Origin of the sequence: Empedobacter sp. R132-2 (genome assembly GCF_030324375.1) — a bacterium.
Lineage (GTDB): Bacteria > Bacteroidota > Bacteroidia > Flavobacteriales > Weeksellaceae > Empedobacter > Empedobacter falsenii_B.
Window position 1 is genome coordinate 57,593 of sequence record NZ_JACAGG010000004.1, and the last position, 25,564, is coordinate 83,156.

The following is a 25,564-nucleotide window of genomic DNA, read 5'->3' on the forward strand; positions in this document are numbered from 1 at the left end:
TAATTTTGATTGTTAAAAATACAAAAAAAGCGCATGCCTTTTTGAAAAAGACATACGCTTATATAACTCTAAAATTTATTTTTTAGTACAAAGCAGGAAACTCGTTTGGTTTCGCTTCGCGCATTAGTTCATAGACTTGTTCTGTAATATCATCAACAGAAGGTTTTGAAAAATAATCTCCATCAGTCGCATACGCAGGACGGTGAGCTTTCGCTGTAATCGTCAATGGTGCGCTATCTAATGTAAAATATCCACCTTGTTTCTCGATAATTTCTTGTAACAAGAATGCACTTGCTCCACCTGGAACATCTTCGTCAACAATAACTAAACGATTCGTTTTGTTCAAACTTTTTGCAACATCTGCATTGATATCGAAAGGCAATAAAGATTGTGCATCAATTACTTCAACAGAAATACCTAGTTGCTCCAATTCTTTCGCAGCATCCATCACAATTCTCCAAGTAGAACCGTATGTTAATAACGTTACATCTTTTCCTTCTTTTGTAATTTCTACTTCACCTATTGGCGTTGTAAATTCTCCAATATTAGTTGGTGCAGGTTCTTTCAAACGATAACCATTCAAACTTTCTACAACAATTGCAGGCTCATCTGCTTGCATCAATGTATTGTAAAAACCTGCGGCTTTTGTTAAATCACGTGGAACTAAAACATTCACGCCACGAACCAAATTCAAAATTCCTCCCATTGGCGAACCTGAATGCCAAACACCTTCTAAACGGTGACCACGCGTTCTGATAATCACAGGCGCTTTTTGACCTCCATTCGAACGATAAAGCACAGTTGCCAAATCATCAGAAATTCCTTGTAAACAATAAAGGATATAATCTAAATATTGAATTTCTGCAATTGGACGTAAACCACGCATCGCTAATCCAATTCCTTGACCAAGAATTGTTGCTTCGCGAATACCTGTATCCGAAATACGATCGATACCATATTTTGCTTGAAGACCTTCTAAACCTTGGTTTACATCACCAATATTTCCAGCATCTTCACCAAAAACTAATGCCTTTGGATATTTTTCGAAAATTTTATCAAAGTTATCACGAACAATTACACGACCATCTTCTAACGCTGGATTTTCTCCAAACTCAGGTTTTACTTGTGGTACTTGAGTTGCCGTTCCTGAAACTAATTTAGTCGAATAGATTTCTTCTTCGCGCTTCATTTTGGCATCTAACCAAGAAATTAATTCAGCTTTTGTAACTAAATTTTCTGAACGTATTAAACGAATTACTTTACGAACAGCTCCATAAACATCACGTTTGAAAGGACTTTTCTTTGATTTTAGATTACTAATTTCAATGTTGATAAAAGCACCGTTTGCACTTTCTAAAGCAATTTTCGTTAATAATTCTAACGCTTCATTTTTCAAATCCAAAATTGGATTCAAATAATCGTCCCAACATTGTTTTTGAGAAGCTTTTACTTCAGCTTTTACTTCAGCTTCTAATTGATCCAACTCTTCCGCAGAAATAATTGCTTCTGAATGATCTGCAAATGCTAAAATATATTCACGGAATTTTGAGATTCCATCAAAATCTTTTTCCCATGTCAAACGCTCCTCTGATTTATAACGCTCGTGCGAACCAGAAGTCGAGTGACCTTGTGGTTGCGTACATTCTTGCACGTGTACAATACACGGAATGTGATGCTCACGCGCAAATCTTTCTGCACGTGTATACGCTTCAATCAAAGCAGGATAATCCCACGCTTTTACAGTAATAATTTCGTAACCTCTTTCCTCTTCCGTTCTTCCGAAACCTGATAATAATTCAGAAAGATTCGATTTTGTGCGTTGAAATTTAGCTGGTACAGAAATTCCGTAACCATCGTCCCAAATAGAAACAACCATTGGCACTTGCAAAACTCCACCTGCATTTATCGTTTCCCAAAAATGACCTTCAGAAGTACTTGCGTCACCAATTGTTCCGAAAGCAATTTCATTTCCGTTTACAGAAAATTGTTGATCTTCGTCTGATTGAGGAACATTTCTAAAATATTTTGAAGCTTGTGCTAAGCCTAACAAACGTGGCATTTGACCAGCTGTTGGCGAAATATCAGCACTCGAATTTTTTTGTTCTGTTAATTTTTTCCAAGAACCATCTTCATTTAAAGAACGTGTTCCGAAATGAGATGTCATTTGACGACCTCCTGATGAAGGTTCTTTCTCTAAATCTGTTAAAGCGTATAATTGTGCAAAAAATTGTTCAACAGTTAATTGACCAATTGCGAACATAAATGTTTGATCGCGATAGTATCCAGAACGGAAATCTCCATTTTTGAATACTTTTGCCATTGCAATTTGTGGTAATTCTTTTCCATCACCAAAAATCCCAAATTTTGCTTTCCCAGTAAGTACTTCTCTTCTTCCTAAAAGACTTGCTTCACGAGACATAAAAGCCGTCTTGTAATCATTAATGATTTGACTTTTAAACTCTTCGAAAGTAATTTTATTTACCTCTTTTGTTTCCATTTCTTTTGTTTGTTGCATCACAAATTTAACAAAAGATTTGTAACTTACACCATACAATTTGCGTCTAACGAATAGATTATAGAATTGTATCATCCAATTAATAACTATAAAAATAAATACATGAAAAAAACTTTACTGAGTATATGTCTGGTTTTTGCCTTTGCAAATTCACCATACTTAATGGCTCAAACGAAATCTGGAAACGCAACTTTTGTGACGCAAGTAGAAGGAATTAAGGAATACAAACTACCAAATGGATTACAAGTTTTATTAGTCTCTGATCAATCGCAAAGTAATGTTGTAGTAAATATTGTTTACAATGTTGGTTCTAAACACGAAGGTTACGGTGAAAAAGGAATGGCGCATTTGTTAGAACATATGTTGTTTAAATCAACAAAAAACTTAGGTGATATCAAGAAAATGTTATCTGACAAAGGTGGACGTGCAAATGGAACGACATATTATGATCGTACAAATTATTACGAAGTTTTCCCATCAAGCGACGAAAATTTACGTTGGAGTTTGGAAATGGAAGCTGATCGTATGATTAATGCAACCATTAAACAAGAAGATTTGGACAAAGAATTTTCGGTTGTACGTAATGAATTTGAAATTGGTGAAAATGATCCGTCAAGTGTTTTAATGGAACGCGTTATTTCTGCTGGCTATTTATGGCACAATTACGGAAAATCTACAATTGGATCTAAAGAAGATATTGAGCGTGTAAAAACACCACAGTTGCGCAAATTCTACGAAAAATATTATCAACCAGATAATGCAACCTTAATTATTGCTGGAAAATTTGACGAGAAAAAAACGATGGAATATGTGAATCAGTATTTTGCTTCAATTCCAAAACCAACTCGTGTTTTAGACGAAGTTTTAACAGTTGAACCAGCGCAAGATGGTGAAAAATTTGTTGAAGTAAAACGTGCAGGAGATTCCCAATCGGTTGGTGTTATGTATCACGTTGCAGCATATAGCGATAAAGATTATGCTGCGATTGATGTTTTAAATAATATTTTAACTTCAGATCCTTCGGGATATTTGTACAAATCTTTGGTTGACACGCACAAAATTGCTTCTATTTGGGCGTATAGTCCAGAGGTTCGCGATGCGAGTTTCTTCTACATTGGAACTGAAATTCCAAAAGAGAAAAACATCGAACAAACGAAAAATGATATTCGTGCAGAATTAGACAAAGTTGCTACAATTAATTATACTGATCAAGATGTGCAACGTGCGAAATCAAGTATTGTGAAAAACATCGAAAATCAAAAAAATAATACGATTAATTATGCCATTGGTTTAACAGAAATTGTTGGTGCTGGTGATTATCGTTTAGGTTTTTTATACCGCGATAATATCGAGAAAGTAACCAAAGAAGATGTAAAACGAGTAGCTGAAAAATATTTTAAAGCGAATAATAGAACAGTTGGAACTTTTATTCCGACAAAAGATGAAATTCGTGTAAAACCGACTGAATTAACGAATAAACAAATCACAGAATTAGTTTCGAATTACAAAGGTCGTGCAGTTGAGAAAGAAGCAAAACCATTTGAAGCTTCGATCAAAAACTTAAAAGCTCATTATGCAGAAGGAAAATTGAACAATGGTCTAAAATACGGAATCATCGACAAAGAAATTAAAGGTGAAAAAGTAATTCTTTCATTTAATTTACCTGTTTCTAATGAAAAAGATTTGGCAAACAAAGGAATGATCGGTCAATTAACGGCTGAATTGTTAATGTCTGGAACGAAGAGTTTAACAAAAGAACAAATCAAAGATCAATTAGATGCTTTAAAATCTTCGGTTGGATTTAGATTTGGAGGACAAAATTTATCTGTAACAATTAATACGTACAAAAATTCATTAGACAAAACAATGGATGTCGTGCGTCAAATCATTACAGAACCAACTTTTCCTGAAGCTGAATTAGCAAAATCTGTAAATGAATACATAACATATTTAGATGCAAATACAAACGATCCGCAAGCATTTGCCTTTAACGAAATTAGTCGTTTAACATCTAATTATCCTAAATCTTCTATTTTTTATACAGCTTCTTTTACTGAAACAAAAGATGATTTAAAGAAAATCAAACAAGCTGATTTAGTTGATTTTTATAAAAATATTTTAGGTGCACAAAATGGTGTTGTTTCTATTATTGGAACAAATGACAAAGTGAAAGTTGAAAAATTATTAAATGATACTTTTGGTAAATGGAATAGCAAATCTAAGTACGAAAAAGCGTATCCAACTTTTACAGCAACGAAAAAAGAGGATAAACTTTATAACATTCCAGACAAAGAAAATGCTGCTGCAGTTGGATCAATTAACTTCAAAATGAATCGTGAAAGTGCTGATTATGCCGCAATGGTTATGGCAAATGAAATGATTGGAAGTGGAGGATTTTTATCTGCTCGTATTCCTATGCGATTAAGAGAAAAAGAAGGAATCAGCTATGGTGCAGGTTCATATGTTTCGATTCCAAACGATCCTAAAAACGATGTAGCTTCTTGGGGATATTATGCATTTTTAAACCCTACAAAACGTGAAGCAGTTGAAAAAGCATTGAAAGAAGAAGTTGCAAAAGCATTGAAAGATGGCTTCACAGCGGACGAATTGAAAACAAATATTGTAAGTTGGAAAAACGGTCGTACAACTTCTTTGGGAACTGACGGAACTTTGTTAGGCTTATCAAATGGTTATTTATTGAACGGAATGACGTTTGATGAATTTGATAATTTAGAGAAAAAAGTAGATGCACTTAATGTAAACCAAGTAAACGAGGTTTTCAAAAAGTACATCTCTTTAGATAAATTAACTTCTGTTTACACAGGAACTTTTGATAAAAAGTAAATACAATTCATATTAATTAAAAAAAAGCTTCAGAATAATCTGAAGCTTTTTTTATGATTTATTTAGAATAAAAATCTGCATAATTATTCATTTTCGGTTTAAAATGTGAAAAAATTTGTTAAAAAATCCTCATTTTAACATCATACTAAGTTTTTGGCATCATAATTTCTTAACACAAAAAACAATAAAAAAAACAATTAACCTTAAATAATAGTTCATATGCAAGGATTAGAAGAAAACAATCAACCAACAAACAAAGGAAAAAATGGTTTAGTAGTTCCTTTGGCATTAGTCGGAATCTTATTAGCAGGAAGTGTAGGATATAATATTTATCAAGCAAACCAAATCGGAAATCTTGAAAAAAATGAATCTTTAAATTCTCAAATCCTTAAAAACGAAACAAGTCAAAAGGATCAAATTCGTAAACAATATGATTCGATTTTAAACGACTATACACAATATAAAGCTCGCATCGAAGATCGTAACAATTTATTGGGCGATAAAGAAAATATGATTCAGTTAAAGAATCAAGATATTCAAGAAATTTTAGATAAAGACAATCCAACTGCAGAGGAAATGAATCGTGCTCGTAAAATGATCAACGATTTAGAAGGAAGTGTAAAAAATTACAAATCTGAAGTTGCTCGTTTACAAAAAGAAAATGCAATTCTTGTACGTAGCGTTGACGAATTAAATAATAAAAATTCTGCTTTAACAACAGACAACAACAATTTAAGAGAAAACAATAAAGAGTTAACATATAACTACGAAACAGAAAAAAGTGTTCGTCAAAAAGACAATGCAATTTCGAAAGGAAAGATCAATGAATTAAGTTCAACTTTATCTGTTTCTAATCAACAAATCAAAGGAATTCGTGTAAGAAATAGCGGAAAAGAAGTTGAAAAAACACGTGCAAAACGTATTGATAAAATTCGTGTTTCTTTTGATGTAGATCGTAATTCGAGAACAGAATCTGGAGACAAAAAATTATATGTTGCTATCTATAATCCTGATGGAACATTAGGACGATATGGAAATGCGCAAGGCGGACAAATTGAATTGAGATCTGGAGATACAGTTAATTTCTCTGATGCAATCAACTTTAATTACACAAACGGACAAACAAAAAATATTACGTTTGATTGGGAAAACGAAGAATTCCAAAAAGGAGTTTACACGTTCAATGTTTACGAAAATGGATTTAAGATTAGTCAAGCAAAAATAACCCTAAACTAATTATTGATACAAGACTAACCAAGAAAGCTCAGCAATTGCTGAGCTTTTTTTGATTTAATATATTTTTAAAATATTATTATCGTTTCAAAAGATTAATACTAACAGTTGCCAATTCGTTGTTTGGATATTTTTTGAATAATGTTTTATCTGGAACCAAACCAGTTTCTTGACAAATACGATGAAAAACATCTACTTCCACAATATATTGATCCGAAAATCCATGCGTTGCATCATACGCTGTTGCAGGCGTATTTCCTAAATTATTCGCCGTTAAATCTGGAGCAATCGTATGTAATTCGATCAATAACAAACCAAATTTATCTACATAAGGCGCCCATTTTTTGAGATGATTCAATAAATTTTGTTCCACATCATTATTTGACAATCGTTTTCCTCTAAACGCAAAAGCTCCAGTAGAAGCACTAATTCGATTTGTTTTGACATCTTCTACATCTTCCCAAATTCGATTATGATCTAAAAATGTTCTAATGTTTAATAAATCACTCAACTCTATTGAATAATCATTTTTCAAATCTGTTGCCAAACGATCTGGATCACCAATATCACCCCAAATCACTTTTGCCCAAATATCATTTTTAATTAAATTGGCACGCGTTACTTTCAGCGCTGCTTGATTATAATCTGCACCAACCAAAAAAAGTGGATATTCGTCGAGATGTTTTCCCCGTAAGGTTTGACGTTCTATCACATCATACAAATGTTGTAAAAGCGCTCCATTCCCGCATCCCATATCCAAAATTCCTTTCGGTTGCTCTTCTATTGGACGATTAAAAATATCTACAATAAACTCATCAATCACTTTGAAATAAGTGGAATGCGCTCCTCCACTACCCCAAACATTCATTTCGCGATTCACGTGTTGTTCATCTTCGCCTTCGGTAATTTCACGCAATTTTGTTGGCGAACCAAAAAGCAAATCATTCAACTTCGCGAACATTGGTAAATAAGAAACTGTAACACCATAAGATGTTGCACGGCGCGCAAAAAATAATCCTATTTCTGTGAATTTATAGTTTTTTTCGTGTTTTGTAAACCAACCTAATTCGGTTAATCGTTCCAATATTTTCTCGAAAGTTTGTGGGTTTTTGTGAAATTCATCTGGATTGAAAGAAGCTTCCATAAAGTATTTATGAAACAAACCACTCATTCCCATTCGCACAATAATTGGTCCAACTAAAACGCCTTCGATATGTTTGGTAATTTGATAATGCAAAGGTTTTTCAAGAAACTCTTCGTCGTCAGCAGTCATCAAATAAGTTTTATATTTATCAAATAATTTAATCCATTTTTTACAAAATTCATCCGAAAAATCATGTTGATTAATTACTTCATTTTCTGCCAAAAAAACAGCTAAATCATGGTAAATATCAACATTAGTAAATGCGCGATCTGAATATTTATTGGTTTGAATCTCGACGCTATTTTCTGCATTATTCACTGAATATTCTAACATATTCTGCGAAGCCAACACACGCAAAGCAACATTTAGATAACCTTCGTTTGCCTGAAATTCGTTTGTCAATTCTTCTAACTGTATAGTTTTACGCTCGACGATATAATGCAAAGCTCCTTTTTTAGCCAAAGCACTTAATACCGGAGCCGTTACCAAACCATCGAGATGTCTAAAAATTAACGATCTCAAATATTTTTTATCCATTTTGGGCGATTTTTTCTACTATAAATATATTGAAAATTGCGAAAAGTTGATGTGAAGGTTATTGTAAAATTTTAAAAATTAGAAATTAAAAAAAACCTCATCTATTGACAAGGTTTTTGATGTATTTGATTAATCAATTTTGATAAAATTACCATTCAAATCAAATTTCAAATCGACATTATTTTGTAACAATTCTACTTTTATTTCTTTGTCTTTTGTATCCATTTCAATTGATTTCGCATCGATTTTAGGATATTTTGATTGAAGATATTTTTGAATATTATCTGGGAAAAATTTAATCGGAATCGCTTTTCCTAAACCATTTTTCACCTCCTTCCAATCACCATTATCTGTAAATTCTATTTTTGTTCCGTCTTTCAACTGAATATTATATGTTGTGATATTGCGTTCAACTTCTTTTATCGCATTCACAAACTCCATATTACCAAAGTTTTTCGAAACAAAATTTTGTGCATTAATAGGTAAACTATTTGCTGAAATCACCGTTTCATTTGGATCAATATTTACCGTTTTTTGTTGACCATTATCTTGTAAAACCTCATAAGTATTTTGTGAAGTCGATGACTCTGGATGATTCGCAATATCACTTTCCGAAACAATTGGCTGTTCTGCAACTTCAGATTTACTTGTGATAACTTCTGAGTTTTCTGTTTTCTTCGATTCACACGAAGAGAAAACTAAGCTTAAAATGGCGGCTGTTGATAAAATTATTTTTCTCATGATTTGGATTTTAAACGTTTATCAACAAGCATTATACCATAAAAAAAGCTGATTAAAAATTTAACCAGCTTTTAAGAATTTATTTTTTCTTCTGAACTAAAATCAGGTATTCCCAAGGTTTTAATTTCAGTTTTGTTGTTGCATCAAATGTAACATCTTCGTTGTTCATAAAGTTTTTGTACACACCATTAATTGGAACTATAATTTCTTTATTTGCTTTCGTAAAATTCGCAATAAAATAAGCTTCTGTCGTATTTTTATGACGTTTGAACGCTAAGATAGATTTATCATCAGATGTTTTCAAACGTTCGTAAGAAGCCGCTTTTTTCGCTCCATTAAATGCTTCATTTGTGATTTTAAGTTCTCCTAACTTTTCATAAACGCCACGCATTTTTGCTGTTGGATTACGATCAATAGAATCTTTGACAAAGAATTTTAAACGACGATTAAAATCTTCTTCTTGTCCATTATAAATCAATGGAATTCCAGGTAAAGTATACGTTAATGCAGCAAATGTTTCTACCGCATCACCCATTCTTTCGTATTCAGTTCCAGCCCAAGAATTTTCGTCATGATTTGATGTGAATAATAATTTGTAATCGTCCGCTTGCCATTTTTTCGGAATCGAATCCATGTACGCATCAATCGCAGAAACGTTTTTCTTACCTTTTGCAATATCATTCATGATATGATGAATTTCCCATCCGTAAGCGGCGTCAAATGCATTATTTGCTAATAAATCTGGTTTCTCCGTTTCAGCTAACATAAAAATTTCGCGACCATTTGCCAATTGCGGTTTTGCTTCATTCCAAAAATCTGTCGGAACTTCGTGCGCCATATCACAACGGAAACCATCAATTTTGAAATCATCTAACCAATATTTCATATCGGCAATCATCTGTTTGCGCATTTCTTTGTTATCGAAATTTAACGCCACAACATCCGACCAATCGTAAGGAGAATGCATTTTTCCGTTCTTATCTTGTTCATACCAATCAGGATGTTGTTTTACCCAAGGATGATCCCAAGCCGTGTGATTCGCAACCCAATCCAAAATCACATAGATTCCGTTTTTGTGCGCCTCATCAACTAATTTCTTAAAATCTTCGGCATTTCCAAATTCTGGATTGATTCCTCTATAATCTTTGATCGAATAATACGAACCTAAACCTTCTTTTCGATTTTCTTCTCCAATTGGGTAAATGGGCATAATCCAAAGGATTTTAACCCCTAATTTCTTGATATTCGAAATCTCTTTTGTAACCGCTGCAAAAGTTCCTTCTGGTGAAAACTGACGAACATTCACTTCATAAATCACAGAAGTTTCTGCCATATCAGCCGTAAAAGGCAAAATGCTTTGTTCTTTCCTTTCAGTTTTAACGTCTTCTGACTTTGTTTCTTTTTTGCTTTCACAACTTGTTAAAAACAAAGTTGTCATCAAGGTTAAACCAACTATTTTTTTTATCATTTTTCTTCTATTACTTCTCAAAAAACTAATTCACTTTTTCCAATAATACAATATTGGAAGTCGTATTCAATTCTAAATTTCCGTTCACAACTTTTCCAGAAAAACCTGAATAAGCATCGCGAACTTTGGTACCATCTTTCCAAACAGAACTTACATTAATTGTTTTTTTTTCAATTGGCATTTCCAAACCAATCACCACTTCGTCTGTCTTATATTTTCTTGTAAAAATATACGGAGAATTTTGCAAATCTGTTTGATTTCCTGCTCCAACCGCTGGATGATTTCGTCTAAATTGTCCTAATTTTTGGTAATGATTCAATAATGATTCCGTTTCTGAATTTGGTTTAATATCTTCCCAGTTCATATTCGAACGAAGATTTGCATCTCCATCAACACCTTCAATCTCTAACGGACGAGCCGTTTCGTCTCCATAATAAATTTGCGAAATCCCTGGCGCCAATAACAATCGAGTTCCTGCATCCCAAGTATTTTGACGATTTTTATCAAAAGGCGAACCGTCATCGTGCGAGGTAATGTAGCTCATCACAGACTTTCCTTTCATCTTCTTTTGAAGAATATCATTGTATCGATCAAAAACAGTTTGATTAGATTCTTTTTGAGTTGAACGCAAATCGAAATTGATTAACGCATCAAATCCATTCTCGAAATAATTAACCGTTTTATCAGGAAAATTATATTGCTGACCATCATTAATCGAATATCCATAAACTTCTCCTAACAAGAAAAACTTATTTTGATCCAATACTTTTATAGGATTATTCGCTTTATATTCAGCAAACGCATCTTGACAAATTTCTTCGAATTTCTTCCAAACATTTTCTTCCGTATGTTTCACCGTATCGACACGATAACCATCAATTCCGTACTTACGAATATAGTCTGAAAGCCATTTCATGATATAATATTTCGGTGCTTTTGGAAGATTATATTTCGCGAAAAAAGCATTCAATTCAGCAACTTCTTTGTCTAAACGACCTTCTTGCGACCATTTTGCTAACAATTGCGGAGGCAACATCACATCATTTTCTGATTCCGTTAAAATGTCTGGAAGATTTTTTACCAACGTACATTCAATCGTCGTTTTGTAAGACTCATAGGTACATTGTGGAGAAATACGAACCCAATCAGCAGGAAAAACACCATCTGAATTTGTGACTGGACCTGTGTGATTAATCACCGCATCCAACATAATACGAATGCCTTTCGCATGGGCTTTATCAACCAATTCTTGCAACTCCTTTTCAGTTCCCCAGTTTTTATCAATCGACGTCCAATCTTTTGTCCAATAACCGTGAAATCCATATGTTTTCCCTTGACCTTCGTCAACATATCCATGAATTTGCTCCACAATCGGTGTCATCCAAATCGCATTAACTCCTAAATCTGAAAAATAATTATCTTCGATTTTATTGATTACCCCACGAAAATCTCCTCCTTCAAAACCTCTTAATTTAGATGTTTTAGCAGTTCTCCCGTAATTAACATCATTCTTTTTATCTCCATTCTCGAAACGATCAGTCAATAAAAAATAAATATTTGCACCATTCCAAACAAATGGTTGTTTTTCTGAATGATTTGTCTGCGTAGCTTGTGTTGTTGTTTTTGAGCAAGAACTTAAAAACAATGAAGCTATTCCTAATGTGAAAAGTATTTTTTTCATACTAAAAAGTTTTGAGTAGTAAGTTTTGAGTATTGAGTAACAAGTTTCTCAATACTCATCACTCATTACTTATTTAATTTCTTTGATACTAATTGCAAAACCTCCACCAGCTTGAGATGTTAAATCTAAAACAGATTTTGAATCAACCTTTTTTGTTTCGATTTTATAGGCTTGTGGATTTGTTTTGTAATGCGCATCTTTTGCATCTGCATAGATTTTCGCTTCGTATTTTTTTCCTTTAGCTAAGAAATCTAATTTAATTTTCGTTGAACGAGGCGTTTCACCATTTACATTTCCAACAAACCAATTGTTCGAATTTTTATCTTTACGCGCAATTGTTAAATATCTTCCTGGTTCAGCTTCCAAATAATTAGAATCTTGCCAATCTACTGGTACATCTTTGATAAATTGAAATGCATCATAAAATTGTTTGTAATGCTCAATAATATCAGCAGCCATTTGTAAAGGAGAATACATTGTCACGTATAAAGCCAACTGATTTGCAATCGTAGAATTAACGTGTGAATGATTGTTTGGATTTAATTTTTTCACATCCATTTCGAAAATACCAGGCGTGTAATCCATTGGTCCACCTAAAAGACGCGTGAAAGGTAAAACCGTTACGTGATTTGGTTTAGAACCACCGAAAGCTTGGTATTCTGTTCCACGTGCAGATTCGTTTCCAATTAAATTTGGCCATGTACGCGCAACTCCTGTAGGACGAACCGCTTCGTGTGCATTAACCATTATTTTATAATCAGCCGCTTTTTCGATTGCATATTGATAATGATTAATTGTATTTTGGCTGTAATGATAATCTCCACGAGGAACAATATCACCAACATATCCACTTTTTACTGATGTATAACCATTATCGTTCATGAATTTATATGCTTTATCCAAATGTCTTTCGTAATTACGAATTGATCCCGAAGTTTCGTGATGCATCATAATTTTTACACCTTTTGATTTTGCGTAAGCATTTAACATTTTCACATCAAAATCTGGATAAGGCGTTACAAAATCGAACACGTAATCTTTATGATTACCAAACCAATCTTCCCAACCTTCGTTCCATCCTTCTACTAAAACAACATCAAATCCATTTTCTGCAGCAAAATCAATGTATTCTTTTACACGCTCGTTATTTGCACCATGTTTTCCGTTTGGTTTCGCATTTTTATAATCGGTTATACCTAATTGTACTGTGGGGAAATCGTCTGTATAAGCCCAAGAGCTTTTTCCTGTAATCATTTCCCACCAAACTCCAACGTATTTTACAGGTTTGATCCAAGAAGTATCTTTAATTTTTGAAGGTTCATTTAAATTATAAATTATTTGCGGCCCTTTAAATGCAACTTCTCTTGCATCATCGCTCGCAATAATTGTACGCCAAGGCGTATTAAAAGGTGCTTGTAGATATCCTTTATCGCCCAAAGCATCAGGAGTCAACCACGATTCGAATGTTAATGTTTTATCATCTAAATTCAAACTCATTGCAGGATAGTTAATCAACGCAGCTTCATGTAAATTGATGTAAAGTCCGTTTGTTGCTTTCATCATCAAAGCTGTTTGTACACCTGTTTTTGAGAAAGATTGTTGAGATGCATTTCCAATATAGGCTTTATCAAATAATCCCCTAATTTCTGATAATTTAGATTCCGTGTAGTCGTATTCTTGCGTATCGTAATCGCCAGGAATCCAAAAAGCTGTGTGATCTCCCGCCATTGCGAATTGCGAATGCTCTTCTTTGATGACAAAATATTTTAAGTTCTTTTGTTCTGGAAACTCGTAACGGAAACCTAATCCTTCATTAAACAAACGAAAACGAATAATCATTTGTCGATCTGTATTTGGTTGAGAAACCGTCACCGCTAATTCGTTAAAATTATTTCTAATCTTGTCTACTTCTCCCCAAACTGGTTTCCAAGTTTCGTCGAATGTTGACGTTTTAGTATCAATAATTTTGAAACCTGAAAAAAAGTTTGCGATGTCTTTTGCGCGTTCATCTTCTACACGATCTTGAACGGCAAAATCCATTTCTTTATGTTTCGTTTTAAACTCAAAACCCAAATGACTTGGCTTTACAACATCTTTACCTTTGTACTTTAACTGATAGGTAGGTTTTCCATCTTTAGACAAAGAAAAATCCATGACAAAATTTCCATTTGGTGATTTCAACTCTTGTCCATAAACCATATTCATCATCGCGATTCCTAACCCCAGTATAAACTTAAAGTTTTTCATATTTCTTGTTTTTGTTTTATTGTCTGTTTTATGCTTTTACGCCTAATGCTTAAAGCAATAAATTTCTTGTCAAGCTGAACTTGTTTCAGCTTTGCATAATCTACTTATGTGATCCTGAAATAAATTCAGGATGACTTTTATATTTCATTCATTTTTGTCTTGACACAAAAACGAATCAAAAAAGTCAAGGCCGTAAATCTATTTGACTAAAAATTTAAACCGTTTCGAGAATGATTTAAAAATTCGCTATCGCTCATTAAATCATTTTTACTCTTCACTTATTAAATTTTATTAACATCATAGATTTAATGCCATTTTTAAATACATTTTCAGAATAAACTTAGAACGTAGAACTTAAAACCTACTACTTTTTAAGTTCAATAATCATCGAAGATTTACCATCAATTGTGATTTCTCCGTTTATATTGATTGGTAAAACTTTGTCTGAAATAATATCTTTTCCAGAAGTAAATCCGTTTAATGATTCTGCAAAACGATCTAATTTGAACGTCTGTTTTTCTGGATTTGCATTCAAAATAACCATTACAGATTCGGTATCATTGTATCTAAAATAAACGTAAACATTACTCTGTGGCATATAATGCTTCGTTTTTCCTGAATGAATAACTTCTTTATTTTTTCGCCAATTGAAAAGTTTTGCTGTAAAATCATGAAACGTTTTTTGCTCCGCAGTTCTTCCTTCATTTATAAAAGCCGATTGCTTATCTGACTTCCAACCACCAGGAAAATCTTGTCGAATTGCTGCATCACCTTTACTTTTATCTCCTCGCATCCCGATTTCAGAACCGTAATATACTTGAGGAATTCCACGAACAGTCGAAATTAAGGACAAACCAAGTTTGTAATCATTCACATCTCCATTCATCACTTCATTCCAACGCTCTGTATCGTGATTTTCCATAAATACAAACATATTATTGACATTTGGATACAAGAAATCATTGGTAAATGAATTATATAATTTGATCATTCCTTTGTCCCACGATTCCTCTTCCTTGATTGCTTTTGGCAATTCTGAGAACAATGGAAAATCCATTACCGAAGGTAAATACGAATTATAATTATCGATTTCAGCAATTTTAGAATCTTTTTGCCAATACGAAATATGCGCAGGTGAATACATCCAAGCTTCTCCAACTACATTGAAATTTGGATATTCTGTCGTAATTGCTTTTACCCATTTTGCCATTCCTTCTTTATCATTATATGGATATGTATCGACACGCATTCCACCTAATTCAGCATATTCTATCCACCAAATTGCATTTTGCGTCAGATAATTTAGCACCAACGGATTTGATTGATTCATATCTGGCATTGTATAATCAAACCAACCATTCAACGCTTCTTTTTTGTCTACTTCTGCCGCGTTTTTATCAAATTGGGTTGTTGTACGATAATTGGAACGACGAAAACCATCTTTTCCTCCAGGAAATTTGTGAATCCAATCTTGCGAAGGCAAATCCTGAATCATCCAATGCGAAATTCCCCAATGATTTGTCACATAATCTTGAATCAACATCATTCCTCGTTGATTTAATTTTTGTGATAATTCGCGATAATCTTCATTGCTTCCGTAACGTCCATCAATCTTATAAAAATCAGTTTGTGCATAGCCGTGATACGAATATTCTTTTTCATTGTCTTCGTTTACTGGAGTTAACCAAACTGCAGTGGCTCCTAAATTTTGGATATAATCTAAGTTGTTGATAATTCCTCGTAAATCTCCTCCGTGACGACCACCTGGCAATTGACGATTAACTTTCTCACGCAATTCTTTTTTCGAATCATTGCTTTCATCTCCATTGGCGAAACGATCCGGCATAATTAAATACACCACATCTTTTGATGAAAACGATGAACGATTCGCTGAATTTGGTTGACGATCTTTTAACTCGTATGTATACGAATCAACGATTTTATTTTTGTTTTTGATGTTAATTTTGAATGATGATTTGTTTACTTCATTCGTATTAATCGTTACAAAAACATAATTTGGATTTTCAGTTTTCTGTAAATTTTGAATTTTTACATTATCCGATAATTCAATATTGTATTTACTAATATCTTTTCCATAAACCAGAATTTGAACTTCTGGATTTTTCATTCCTTTCCACCAAAACATTGGCTCCACTTTTTGAATTTGTGCAAAAGCAAATGTTGATAGGAAAGATGATAATAATAGTATTTTTTTCATGTTTTTTGTTTTTTTGATACCTCGACAAGCTCTGTATGAAATTTACTTTACTACATTAATGAAATTGTCATTCAGAGTTTATCAAAGAATCTTTTTTAAATTCTCTGTCCAGCTGAACTTGTTTCAGCTTCTCATTCTCTGCTTCATTTGATCCTGAAATGAGTTCAAGATGACTTTTTTAAAATAGGTTTTCAGAATAAACTTAGAACTTAAAACGTACTACTCTAAATAAAAATACCCTGAAAACCGAAGCCTTCAAGGTATTAGATTCCCTTTATTAAATCGAAGGCTGAACAACTACTTTCTGGTCGAAAACATAAACCTCTAAAGGTTCTGTTCCTTCCAATTCAAATGTTGTTTCTCCTTTATTTACAATAACTTTTAGGATTTGATGACGGAAATTTACTTTAAATGTAAAACCTTCCCATTGTTCTGGTAAACGCGGCTCAAAATACAATTGATCGTTTTTCACACGCATTCCACCAAATCCTTCTACAATCGACATCCAAGTTCCTGCCATAGATGTGATGTGTAATCCTTCGTGAACTTCTTTGTTATAATCATCTAAATCTAAACGAGAAGTTCTCAAATAAAATGTATACGCTTGCTCCATTCTCCCCAACGTTGCCGCTTGGATAGAGTGAACACAAGGTGATAATGATGATTCGTGAACTGTTAATGGTTCGTAAAAATCAAAATGTTTTTCTAATTGATCTCTTGAGAATTGATCTTCAAAATAATAGAACGATTGTAAAACGTCAGCTTGTTTGATGTAAGCCGAACGTAAAATTCTGTCCCAAGACCATTTTTGATTAATTGGACGTTCTTCTTTTGGTAATTCAGAAACAGGTGTTAAATCTTTATCCAAGAAACCATCTTGCTGTAAATAAATTCCTAATTCTTCGCTAAAAGGAAAATAAATATTCGATGCAACTTCTTTCATCTCTGCTAATTCAGCATCAGTAATATTTCTCTTTGCAGCGATACGAGCAAAATCTTCTGGATAATTTGTTTTGACATTTTCAACTTGTTCCAACAAATAATTCATACACCATTGTGCACAATAATTAGAATGGAAATTGTTGTTAACGTTATTTTCGTATTCGTTAGGTCCCGTAACACCTAACATCACATATTGTTTTTTCTCGTTTGACCAATTCACACGCTGTTTCCAAAAACGTGCAATTCCTAATAAAACTTCTAAACCAGCTTCAGGAATGTAGGTTTGATCTCCCGTAAAACGAACATAATTGTAAATCGCAAATGCAATCGCTCCGTTTCGGTGAATTTCCTCGAATGTAATTTCCCATTCGTTGTGGCATTCTTCACCATTCATCGTAACCATCGGATACAAAGCTGCTCCTTTGTTGAAACCTAATTTCTCTCCATTTTCAATCGCTTTATCCAATTGATTAAAACGATACATTAATAAGTTTCGCGCAACTTCTTGATTTTTTGTTACCATATAAAATGGCAAACAATACGCTTCTGTATCCCAATAGGTAGAACCTCCGTATTTCTCTCCTGTAAAGCCTTTTGGACCGATATTTAAACGCGCATCTTTTCCAGAATACGTTTGATTTAATTGAAAAATATTAAAACGAATACCTTGTTGCGCTTTTGTATCACCTTCTATAGTGATATCAGCCATTTCCCAAATCTTTGCCCAAGCTTCTTTTTGGTTTATTAACAATTGTTCATAACCTTGTTCATTTGCTTGAGATAATACATTTTCGGCAGCGTTAATTAATTCATTTTTAGGATGATTTGTCGAAACAACATAACCTCCAAATTTCTCAATTGTCGCGGTATCATTCGCTTTTACCTCAACTTCATATGTAAATTCTACTTTTGTTTCAGTTTTAACATCACTTGTTGGTGTATTTTGTTGATAACTTCCATTTACCAAGATTTTATTCTGCATAAATGTTACGACTTCAAAATGAGTTTTGAACGTACGCCCTTGTACAAAACCTTGTTCACCTTTAATTTCAGAAAAAATTGGTTCCCAAAAAATCTCTTCCCAGTTCGCATCTTCGTTCTTTACAGCTGCATCAACATAAGGTTTGAAGACAATTTTCGCATCACCATTGATTGGTTTGATGTCATATTTAATTGCTCCTAATTCATCTAAATTAGCAGAAAGAAAACGTCGAACAAAAACCTCAATTTCTAATCCTGAAGGTAAAATCGCAATAAATGAACGATCCAATAAACCTTCTTTCATATTCAATTCGCGACGGAAATTTTTAACTTCTTTACAAGTGTTTAAATCAAATTTTTCACCGTTAATTTCGATGTCAATTCCAATCCAAACTGGCGCATTTAATACTTTTGCAAAATATTCTGGATAACCGTTTTTCCACCATCCCACTTTTGTCTTGTCAGGATAATAAACGCCGGCAATATAGCTTCCTTGAAATGTATCACCTGAATAAAATTCTTCGAAATTGGCACGTTGTCCCATTGCTCCATTACCAATAGAAAATAAACTTTCAGACGATTTTACACGATCTTTTTCAAACCCTTCTTCGATAATTGACCACGCATTCGGGATGATATAATCTTGATTCATTTTGTTAGTTGTATGTAGTTTGTATAATTATTGATTGATTAATTCGACCAAGAAATCCTCTGAGATTTCAGTAAAATTTTTAAAGTTGTATTTCGCTTCATTCAAAACCGAAGCTTCTCCAATTCCGATGCTTGTCATTCCTGCTACATTTGCTGCTTCAATTCCTGCAACAGAATCTTCAAATACAATTGAATTTTCGTTTGTTTGATTCGCTTTTTTCGCTCCAACGATAAAAACTTCTGGATCTGGTTTTGCGTTAGAAACATCGTTTCCATCTACGATATCATCGAAATAATTTAGAATATTAACTTTCTCTAAAATTGGACGTGCATTTTTAGAAGCTGATCCCAAAATAATTGGTTGATTGTTTTCTTTTAGAAAGTTTAAAACGTCCATAACGCCTGGTAAAATTTCAGAATCGTCCATCTTATCGATGTATTCTAAATATTCTTTGTTCTTCTGAATTAACCATTCGTTTTTCTGCTCATCAGAAGCTTCAACATTTCCCAATCCAAGAATAATTTCTAATGATCGCACACGAGAAACACCTTTCAATAATTCGTTATGTTCGTGCGTAAAATCGATGTTTAGATTATTCGCTAATTTTTTCCATGCTAAATAATGGTACTTTGCAGTGTCGACGATGACACCATCTAAATCAAAAATAAATGCTTTAGTTTTCAAAATGATTATGCTTTGATTGGTTCATCCACATCTTTTACGCGCGTTACAAAAAGTGCTGCAATAATTAGCGCAACACCGCTGGTAACAATGGCGTAGATTGGATTATCGTGATATAAATATTTTACAATTGGACCGCCCAAAAGAGCGTTGATGATTTGAGGCATACAAATGAAGAAATTGAAAATTCCCATGTAAACACCCATTTTTTTCGCTGGAATTGCTCCCGCTAAAATTGCATAAGGCATCGATAAGATACTTGCCCAAGCGATTCCTACTCCGATCATGGAAAGGATTAATAATTTTGGATCGTGAATAAAATAGATTGAAATTAATCCTAATCCTCCACAAATTAATGAAATAGCATGTGTTGTTTTTCGACCAAATTTTAAGGCTATTGCTGGTAAAAAGAAGGCGAATATTGCAGAAATTCCGTTGTAAACTCCGAAGATAATTCCAACCCAATCCCCTGCTTTTTGGTACGTTTCTGAATGTGTATCATTCAAAGACAAACCGTATACATGATGAGCGATTGCAGGCGTAGCAAATACCCACATACCGAATAATGCAAACCACGTAAAGAACTGTACTAAACCTAATTGTTTCATCGTTTTTGGCATATTCCCAAAATCGGTAAAAATCTGTGTTAAGCTTGCTTTTTCTTCAACAATTGGTTCTCTACCTTCTGCTTTTTCGAAAGCGTCTAATTCTTCTGGCGAATATTCTTTTGTTGTAAAAATGGTAATTAAAACGGTTACAATAATTGCAATTGCTCCAATAATGAATGATAAAATTAAGTGAAACGGAACTTCTCCTTCCGCTGCAATACTTGAAACACCAAACCAGTTGCTCAAAATATAAGGCAACCACGAACCGACAACAGCTCCTAAACCAATAATTACAGTTTGAATTGAATATCCTAATGTACGTTGATCCGAAGGCAACATATCTGCTACAAATGCACGCATCGGTTCCATCGCGATATTGAATGAAGCATCCATTATCATCAAGAATCCAGCACCCATCCATAATGCAGGCATCAATGCCGTAAATGCACCTGCTTGTGGCATTAAGATTAATCCGAAAGAAGCCAATAAAGCTCCTACTAAAAAGTATGGTTTTCTTCGTCCAAATTTAGACCAAGTATTATCTGAATAATGACCAATAATAGGTTGAACAATCAATCCCATTAGCGGTGCAACAATCCAAAACCAAGACAATTCGTGCACATCGGCACCAAATGAACTTAGAATACGGCTCGCATTTGCGTTTTGCAAGGCGAAACCCATTTGAACTCCTAGATATCCGAAACTTAAATTCCAGATTTCAAGAAATCCTAATCTACGCTTTCCCATTATCGTAATTTTTTTATGTATTTTACGATAAGCGTTTTATGCTTATCAAAACTATATTTTTGTAATTTGAGAAGTAAAAATATGTTTTGATTTGTTTACAATGTTAAAACTTTTTTTTGGGATTATTGCAACTGTAACAATTATTTAACCAAAAAAAACTTACTAAATCGTTGTAGTTTCTCTGTGTAATAATTCTGTTCCGACAACTTCGGTAATGTAATGCTCGTGCTCGTTTTCTGACTCTAATTTTTGAATCAATAAACGCGCTGCAATCTCACCCATTTTGAATGCATTTTGTTTGACTGTAGAAATGCTTGGAATTGAGTTCTTGGAAATTACACCATCTGTAAAAGCTATTAAATGTAATTCTTCTGGCACTTTGATTCCTTTTTTAAGTGCTGCTCTCAACACTTTTACGGCATATAATTCATTTACTGCCATTACTGCATCAAAATTATTTTTTTCGAAAAATTCATCAATCATAGTGTCCAACTGACTCTCGTCTTCTACACGCAAAATCAAGTTTTCGTCAACTGCAATTCCATTCGCTTCCAACGTTCTTTTATATCCTTCGGTTCTTAAGCGTCCAACACTTATATAATCTGGCGTTGTGATAAAACCGATTTTCTTGCGTTCTTTACTTATAAAATACTGAATTGCTTCTTGTGTCGCAAGTACATCATCAATAATCACTTTATCAGTATAAACCTCACGCGTTACACGGTCGAACATCACAACTGGCATTCCTTGGTTGATGATTTCTTTGATATGATGATAATCTTTTTTGGCTTGAGTTTCTTTCGAAAGAGAAATCACAAATCCGTCTATACTACCCGCTGCAAGCATCTCCATATTAATCACTTCACGTTCGTACGACTCATTTGACAAACATATTAAGACATTATAACCATATTGATTGGCTAAATTTTCGATTCCACTAATTACCATCGCAAAAAAATCGTGAACGATTTCGGGAATAATCACGGCAATGGTTTTCGTTTTACGATTCTTTAGACTTAATGCTATATTATTCGGTTTGTAGTTGTATAATTTTGCAAATGCCTGAATCTTTTGTTTCGTTACAGCACTAATCTCTTCGCTATTTTTCAACGCCTTAGAAACCGTTGATATCGAAACATCTAACTCTTTTGCAATCTGTTTTAATGTCAAATTCTTTTTCATAATCTTCTTTCTACCTTAACCATCAATCTTATTCTACTAATTTCCGTCTTTTTTATTAAAAATTAACATGCTATAACAATTAATTTAATTATTTATTAACACGAAAACGTTTTCGTTTAACTAGTTAGTGTATTACATACACAATCAATCAATTAAACAACTTATATTTGGTAATGAGAAGTAAAAATATAAATTAATTAACGAAACAAAACGAAAAATATATGAGGATTTTAAAACAATCTCTTCTAGCATTAGTTTTATCAAGCCCTGCTATTTTATCTGCACAAACTGCGATAAAAGGAACAGTACAAGATAACGCTAATAACACGGTTTTAGCTGGTGCAGATGTTTCGAACATCACAACAGGAGAATCGACAGTTTCTGATGAAAAAGGAAATTTTACATTAGAAGCGAACGATGGTGATATAATTGTTATCAGTTTTTTTGGTTATGACGATCAAGAAATAACTTTTGCGGGACAAACGCAATTACAACTTCGTATGTCTAAAACGACAGAAAACTTGAAAGAAGTTGTTGTAATTGGATATGGTACAGCTAAAAAAGAAGATGTCACAGGTTCTGTAAATCAATTAAATTCAGAAGATTTCAACAAAGGATCAATCACTTCTGCGCAAGAATTAATGACAGGGAAAATCGCTGGTGTCGTGGTAACATCTGCTGGTGGAGCTCCTGGTGACGGTCAAAACATTATCATTCGTGGTAATAGTTCGTTATCATTAAACTCTCAACCATTATATGTAGTTGATGGTGTTCCTTTATCTGAAGTAAATATTGGAGGTTCTCGAAATCCTTTGGATTTCTTAAATCCTAACGACATCGAAACGATGACTATTTTGAAAGATGCTTCTGCAACTGCCATTTATGGTTCTCGTGCTGCGAATGGGGTTGTAATGGTTACAACTAAAAAAGGAAAAGGAAAAAAATTCCGTTTTAATTATAATTCAATTACATCAATTTATCAACCAGAAGGTTATATTGATGTAATGAATGCAGATCAATTCCGTGAATTGGTAAAATCTGTAGGAACAGCTGACGAAATTTTTCGTTTAGGTAACGCAAATACAGATTGGCAAAAAGAAATTTATAGAACAGCTGTAGGTTTTGATCACAACTTTAGTGCAACAGGAAATATTGGAGGTAAAATGCCGTCTCGTTTTTCTATTTCTAACACAGATCAAGATGGTATTTTGAAAGGAGATAACATCAATCGTACAACAGCTTCTATGAACTTAAGTCCATCTTTCTTAGATGATCACTTAAAATTTGAATTGAATGCTCGAGGTTCTTATATCGAAAATCAATTTGCAAACAGAGGTGCAATTGGAGCTGCTTTAGAGTATGATCCAACTCAACCAGTTTATTCTGGAGCAAATGTATTTGGAGGTTACCACACTTGGATGGACGGATCTGTTAAACACAATTTAGCGCCAACTAACCCAGTTGCATTAATCAACGAAAACAGAGATACATCAGAAGTTCGTCGTTTTGTAGGAAATGCAAAAATGGATTATAAATTACATTTCTTACCATCTGTTACTGCAACAGTTAATGTAGGTTATGATATTTCTAATGCAAATGGACGTAATGTAACAACTGCAAATATGCCAAACTCTTCTTTGACATGGGATGGTTCTAAAACAACATTTAGCGCACAATTCTACAACAAATTATTTGATGCATATTTAACATTCAACAAAGATTTTGGACAACACGGATTAACTGTTGTTGGAGGTTACAGTTATCAATACTTTAATACATACAACACCAATTACGATAGTGAATTAGAACAACAAGGTTCTGATCAATTTACATTCGTAGACCGTGATCACTATTCTTTACTATCATACTTCGGACGTTTAAACTATAATTTTGATAATCGTTACATCTTAACAGCTACTATGCGTGCAGATGCTTCATCAAAATTAAGCCATGACAACCAATGGGGTTATTTCCCTTCTGCAGCTATTGCATGGAATATCTCTAAAGAAGAATTCTTGAAAGGAAGTTCTGTTGTAAATGATTTGAAATTACGTGTTGGATATGGTAAAGTTGGTAATGTGAACGGATTAGGAAACTTCCAATTCTTAACGCGTTATCAAGGATCAGAATCAACTGCTTATTATCAATTTGGTTCAACATTCTATCAAACTTATCGTCCTCAACCATTTAATGGTGATTTAAAATGGGAAATTTCTAGTACATTAAATGCTGGTATTGATTACTCTTTATTCAAAAATAGAATCTATGGTACATTAGACGTTTACAAGAAAAAAACAAGTGATTTAATTGCGAGTGTTTATGTAGATCCATTTACAAACTTTGGAAATATGATCGATAAAAATATCGGTGATATGGAAAATAAAGGAATCGAATTTAGTATCAATGCTGATATCGTAAAAACAAAAGATTTTGATTGGTCTTTTGGATACAACATCGCTTTTAATGATAATAAAATTGTCAACTTACCTACTGATAACTTAACAGGTGGTATCGATGGAGGAACTGGTAACAATATTCAAATTCAACGTGAAGGAGAAGAACCATTTAGTTTCTACGTATACAAACAAATTTATGATGCAAACGGAAAGCCTATCGAAGGAGCTTACGAAGATTTGAACAACGACGGAATCATCAATGAAAAAGACCGTTATATTCACAAAAGTCCTTTCGCAAAAGTAACAATGGGATTCAATACATTCTTCCGTTACAAAAATTGGGATTTAAGTGCAACTGCTCGTGCTAATATCGGAAACTATGCTTACAATAACATGGCTTCGTCTAAAGGTTACAGCAAAAAAGCGACAGGAAATGGTCAAAACTATTTATCTAATGTGCTTTCAAGCTACTACAACACAGGTTTCACAAGTATCACAGAAACTAATTTGTTAAGTGACCACTTTATAGAAGATGCATCTTTCTTCCGTATTGATAACATTACATTAGGTTACAACCTAAAACAAGCAATCAAAGGATTAGATATTCGTCTTTATGGAGCGGTTCAAAACGTAGCTGTATTCACAAATTACAGTGGTTTAGATCCTGAAATTTACCGCGGAATTGATAATAGTTTTTATCCAAGACCGAGAACGTATGTATTTGGTTTAAATGTTAATTTCTAAGAA

Annotated in this window: 14 protein-coding genes; 3 read left to right on the forward strand and 11 right to left on the reverse strand. The window is 33.4% G+C overall.

Annotated elements, in window-relative coordinates; genetic code table 11:
- Window positions 1-82: 82 nt before the first annotated feature.
- Window positions 83-2,497 (reverse strand): alpha-ketoacid dehydrogenase subunit alpha/beta, encoded by a 2,415-nt coding sequence (locus HXZ69_RS04025; RefSeq protein ID WP_291047720.1) that lies wholly within the window; start codon window positions 2,495-2,497, stop codon window positions 83-85.
- Window positions 2,498-2,617: 120 nt separating this feature from the next.
- Here HXZ69_RS04025 and HXZ69_RS04030 point away from each other — a divergent pair, with 120 nt between their 5' ends.
- On the forward strand, window positions 2,618-5,359 hold the full coding sequence (locus HXZ69_RS04030; protein ID WP_286495086.1) for a M16 family metallopeptidase: 2,742 nt from the start codon (window positions 2,618-2,620) through the stop codon (window positions 5,357-5,359).
- Between the two features lie 219 nt (window positions 5,360-5,578).
- Window positions 5,579-6,595 carry a DUF8428 domain-containing protein gene (locus tag HXZ69_RS04035; protein WP_286495087.1) on the forward strand — a complete coding sequence of 339 codons (1,017 nt, stop codon included), beginning with the start codon at window positions 5,579-5,581 and terminating at the stop codon, window positions 6,593-6,595.
- 76 nt (window positions 6,596-6,671) lie between these two features.
- On the opposite strand, the gene HXZ69_RS04040 is transcribed toward HXZ69_RS04035, so the two are convergent.
- From HXZ69_RS04040 to HXZ69_RS04085, 10 genes are all read right to left on the reverse strand, one after another.
- Window positions 6,672-8,273, reverse strand: a complete 1,602-nt coding sequence (locus HXZ69_RS04040; protein ID WP_286495089.1) for a class I SAM-dependent methyltransferase — start codon at window positions 8,271-8,273, stop codon at window positions 6,672-6,674.
- Between the two features lie 129 nt (window positions 8,274-8,402).
- Window positions 8,403-9,014, reverse strand: a complete 612-nt coding sequence (locus HXZ69_RS04045; protein ID WP_286495093.1) for a PepSY-like domain-containing protein — start codon at window positions 9,012-9,014, stop codon at window positions 8,403-8,405.
- 79 nt (window positions 9,015-9,093) lie between these two features.
- A complete protein-coding gene (locus HXZ69_RS04050; protein ID WP_286495094.1) occupies window positions 9,094-10,482 on the reverse strand; it encodes an alpha-amylase family glycosyl hydrolase in 1,389 nt (462 codons plus the stop codon).
- A gap of 25 nt (window positions 10,483-10,507) precedes the next feature.
- The gene (locus HXZ69_RS04055; protein ID WP_286495095.1) at window positions 10,508-12,163 is read right to left on the reverse strand and encodes an alpha-amylase family glycosyl hydrolase; all 1,656 of its coding nucleotides are present in this window, start codon (window positions 12,161-12,163) and stop codon (window positions 10,508-10,510) included.
- Between the two features lie 69 nt (window positions 12,164-12,232).
- Entirely contained in the window at window positions 12,233-14,410 is a 2,178-nt protein-coding gene (locus HXZ69_RS04060) for a glycoside hydrolase family 97 protein (RefSeq protein ID WP_286495096.1), read from the reverse strand.
- Window positions 14,411-14,774: 364 nt separating this feature from the next.
- Entirely contained in the window at window positions 14,775-16,628 is a 1,854-nt protein-coding gene (locus HXZ69_RS04065) for a glycoside hydrolase family 13 protein (RefSeq protein ID WP_286495097.1), read from the reverse strand.
- Between the two features lie 277 nt (window positions 16,629-16,905).
- Window positions 16,906-19,203, reverse strand: coding sequence for a maltose phosphorylase MdxK (gene mdxK / locus HXZ69_RS04070; protein WP_286495099.1), 2,298 nt, complete (start codon window positions 19,201-19,203; stop codon window positions 16,906-16,908).
- 27 nt (window positions 19,204-19,230) lie between these two features.
- Window positions 19,231-19,887, reverse strand: coding sequence for a beta-phosphoglucomutase (gene pgmB / locus HXZ69_RS04075; RefSeq protein WP_221853995.1), 657 nt, complete (start codon window positions 19,885-19,887; stop codon window positions 19,231-19,233).
- Window positions 19,888-19,892: 5 nt separating this feature from the next.
- The gene (locus tag HXZ69_RS04080) at window positions 19,893-21,239 is read right to left on the reverse strand and encodes an MFS transporter (RefSeq protein WP_286495101.1); all 1,347 of its coding nucleotides are present in this window, start codon (window positions 21,237-21,239) and stop codon (window positions 19,893-19,895) included.
- A 162-nt stretch (window positions 21,240-21,401) separates the two neighbouring features.
- Window positions 21,402-22,421, reverse strand: a complete 1,020-nt coding sequence (locus tag HXZ69_RS04085; protein ID WP_286495103.1) for a LacI family DNA-binding transcriptional regulator — start codon at window positions 22,419-22,421, stop codon at window positions 21,402-21,404.
- A gap of 221 nt (window positions 22,422-22,642) precedes the next feature.
- On the opposite strand from HXZ69_RS04085, the gene HXZ69_RS04090 reads away from it, so the two are divergent.
- Complete coding sequence (locus HXZ69_RS04090; protein ID WP_286495107.1) at window positions 22,643-25,561, forward strand: SusC/RagA family TonB-linked outer membrane protein; 2,919 nt, start codon at window positions 22,643-22,645, stop codon at window positions 25,559-25,561.
- Window positions 25,562-25,564 lie beyond the last annotated feature (3 nt).

Bases quoted from the DNA above. Each gene is read 5' to 3' on its own strand.
- HXZ69_RS04025 (WP_291047720.1), bottom strand. From the start codon at position 2,497: ATGGAAACAAAAGAGGTAAATAAAATTACTTTCGAAGAGTTTAAAAGT.
- HXZ69_RS04030 (WP_286495086.1), top strand. From the start codon at position 2,618: ATGAAAAAAACTTTACTGAGTATATGTCTGGTTTTTGCCTTTGCAAAT.
- HXZ69_RS04035 (WP_286495087.1), top strand. From the start codon at position 5,579: ATGCAAGGATTAGAAGAAAACAATCAACCAACAAACAAAGGAAAAAAT.
- HXZ69_RS04040 (WP_286495089.1), bottom strand. From the start codon at position 8,273: ATGGATAAAAAATATTTGAGATCGTTAATTTTTAGACATCTCGATGGT.
- HXZ69_RS04045 (WP_286495093.1), bottom strand. From the start codon at position 9,014: ATGAGAAAAATAATTTTATCAACAGCCGCCATTTTAAGCTTAGTTTTC.
- HXZ69_RS04050 (WP_286495094.1), bottom strand. From the start codon at position 10,482: ATGATAAAAAAAATAGTTGGTTTAACCTTGATGACAACTTTGTTTTTA.
- HXZ69_RS04055 (WP_286495095.1), bottom strand. From the start codon at position 12,163: ATGAAAAAAATACTTTTCACATTAGGAATAGCTTCATTGTTTTTAAGT.
- HXZ69_RS04060 (WP_286495096.1), bottom strand. From the start codon at position 14,410: ATGAAAAACTTTAAGTTTATACTGGGGTTAGGAATCGCGATGATGAAT.
- HXZ69_RS04065 (WP_286495097.1), bottom strand. From the start codon at position 16,628: ATGAAAAAAATACTATTATTATCATCTTTCCTATCAACATTTGCTTTT.
- mdxK (WP_286495099.1), bottom strand. From the start codon at position 19,203: ATGAATCAAGATTATATCATCCCGAATGCGTGGTCAATTATCGAAGAA.
- HXZ69_RS04080 (WP_286495101.1), bottom strand. From the start codon at position 21,239: ATGGGAAAGCGTAGATTAGGATTTCTTGAAATCTGGAATTTAAGTTTC.
- HXZ69_RS04085 (WP_286495103.1), bottom strand. From the start codon at position 22,421: ATGAAAAAGAATTTGACATTAAAACAGATTGCAAAAGAGTTAGATGTT.
- HXZ69_RS04090 (WP_286495107.1), top strand. From the start codon at position 22,643: ATGAGGATTTTAAAACAATCTCTTCTAGCATTAGTTTTATCAAGCCCT.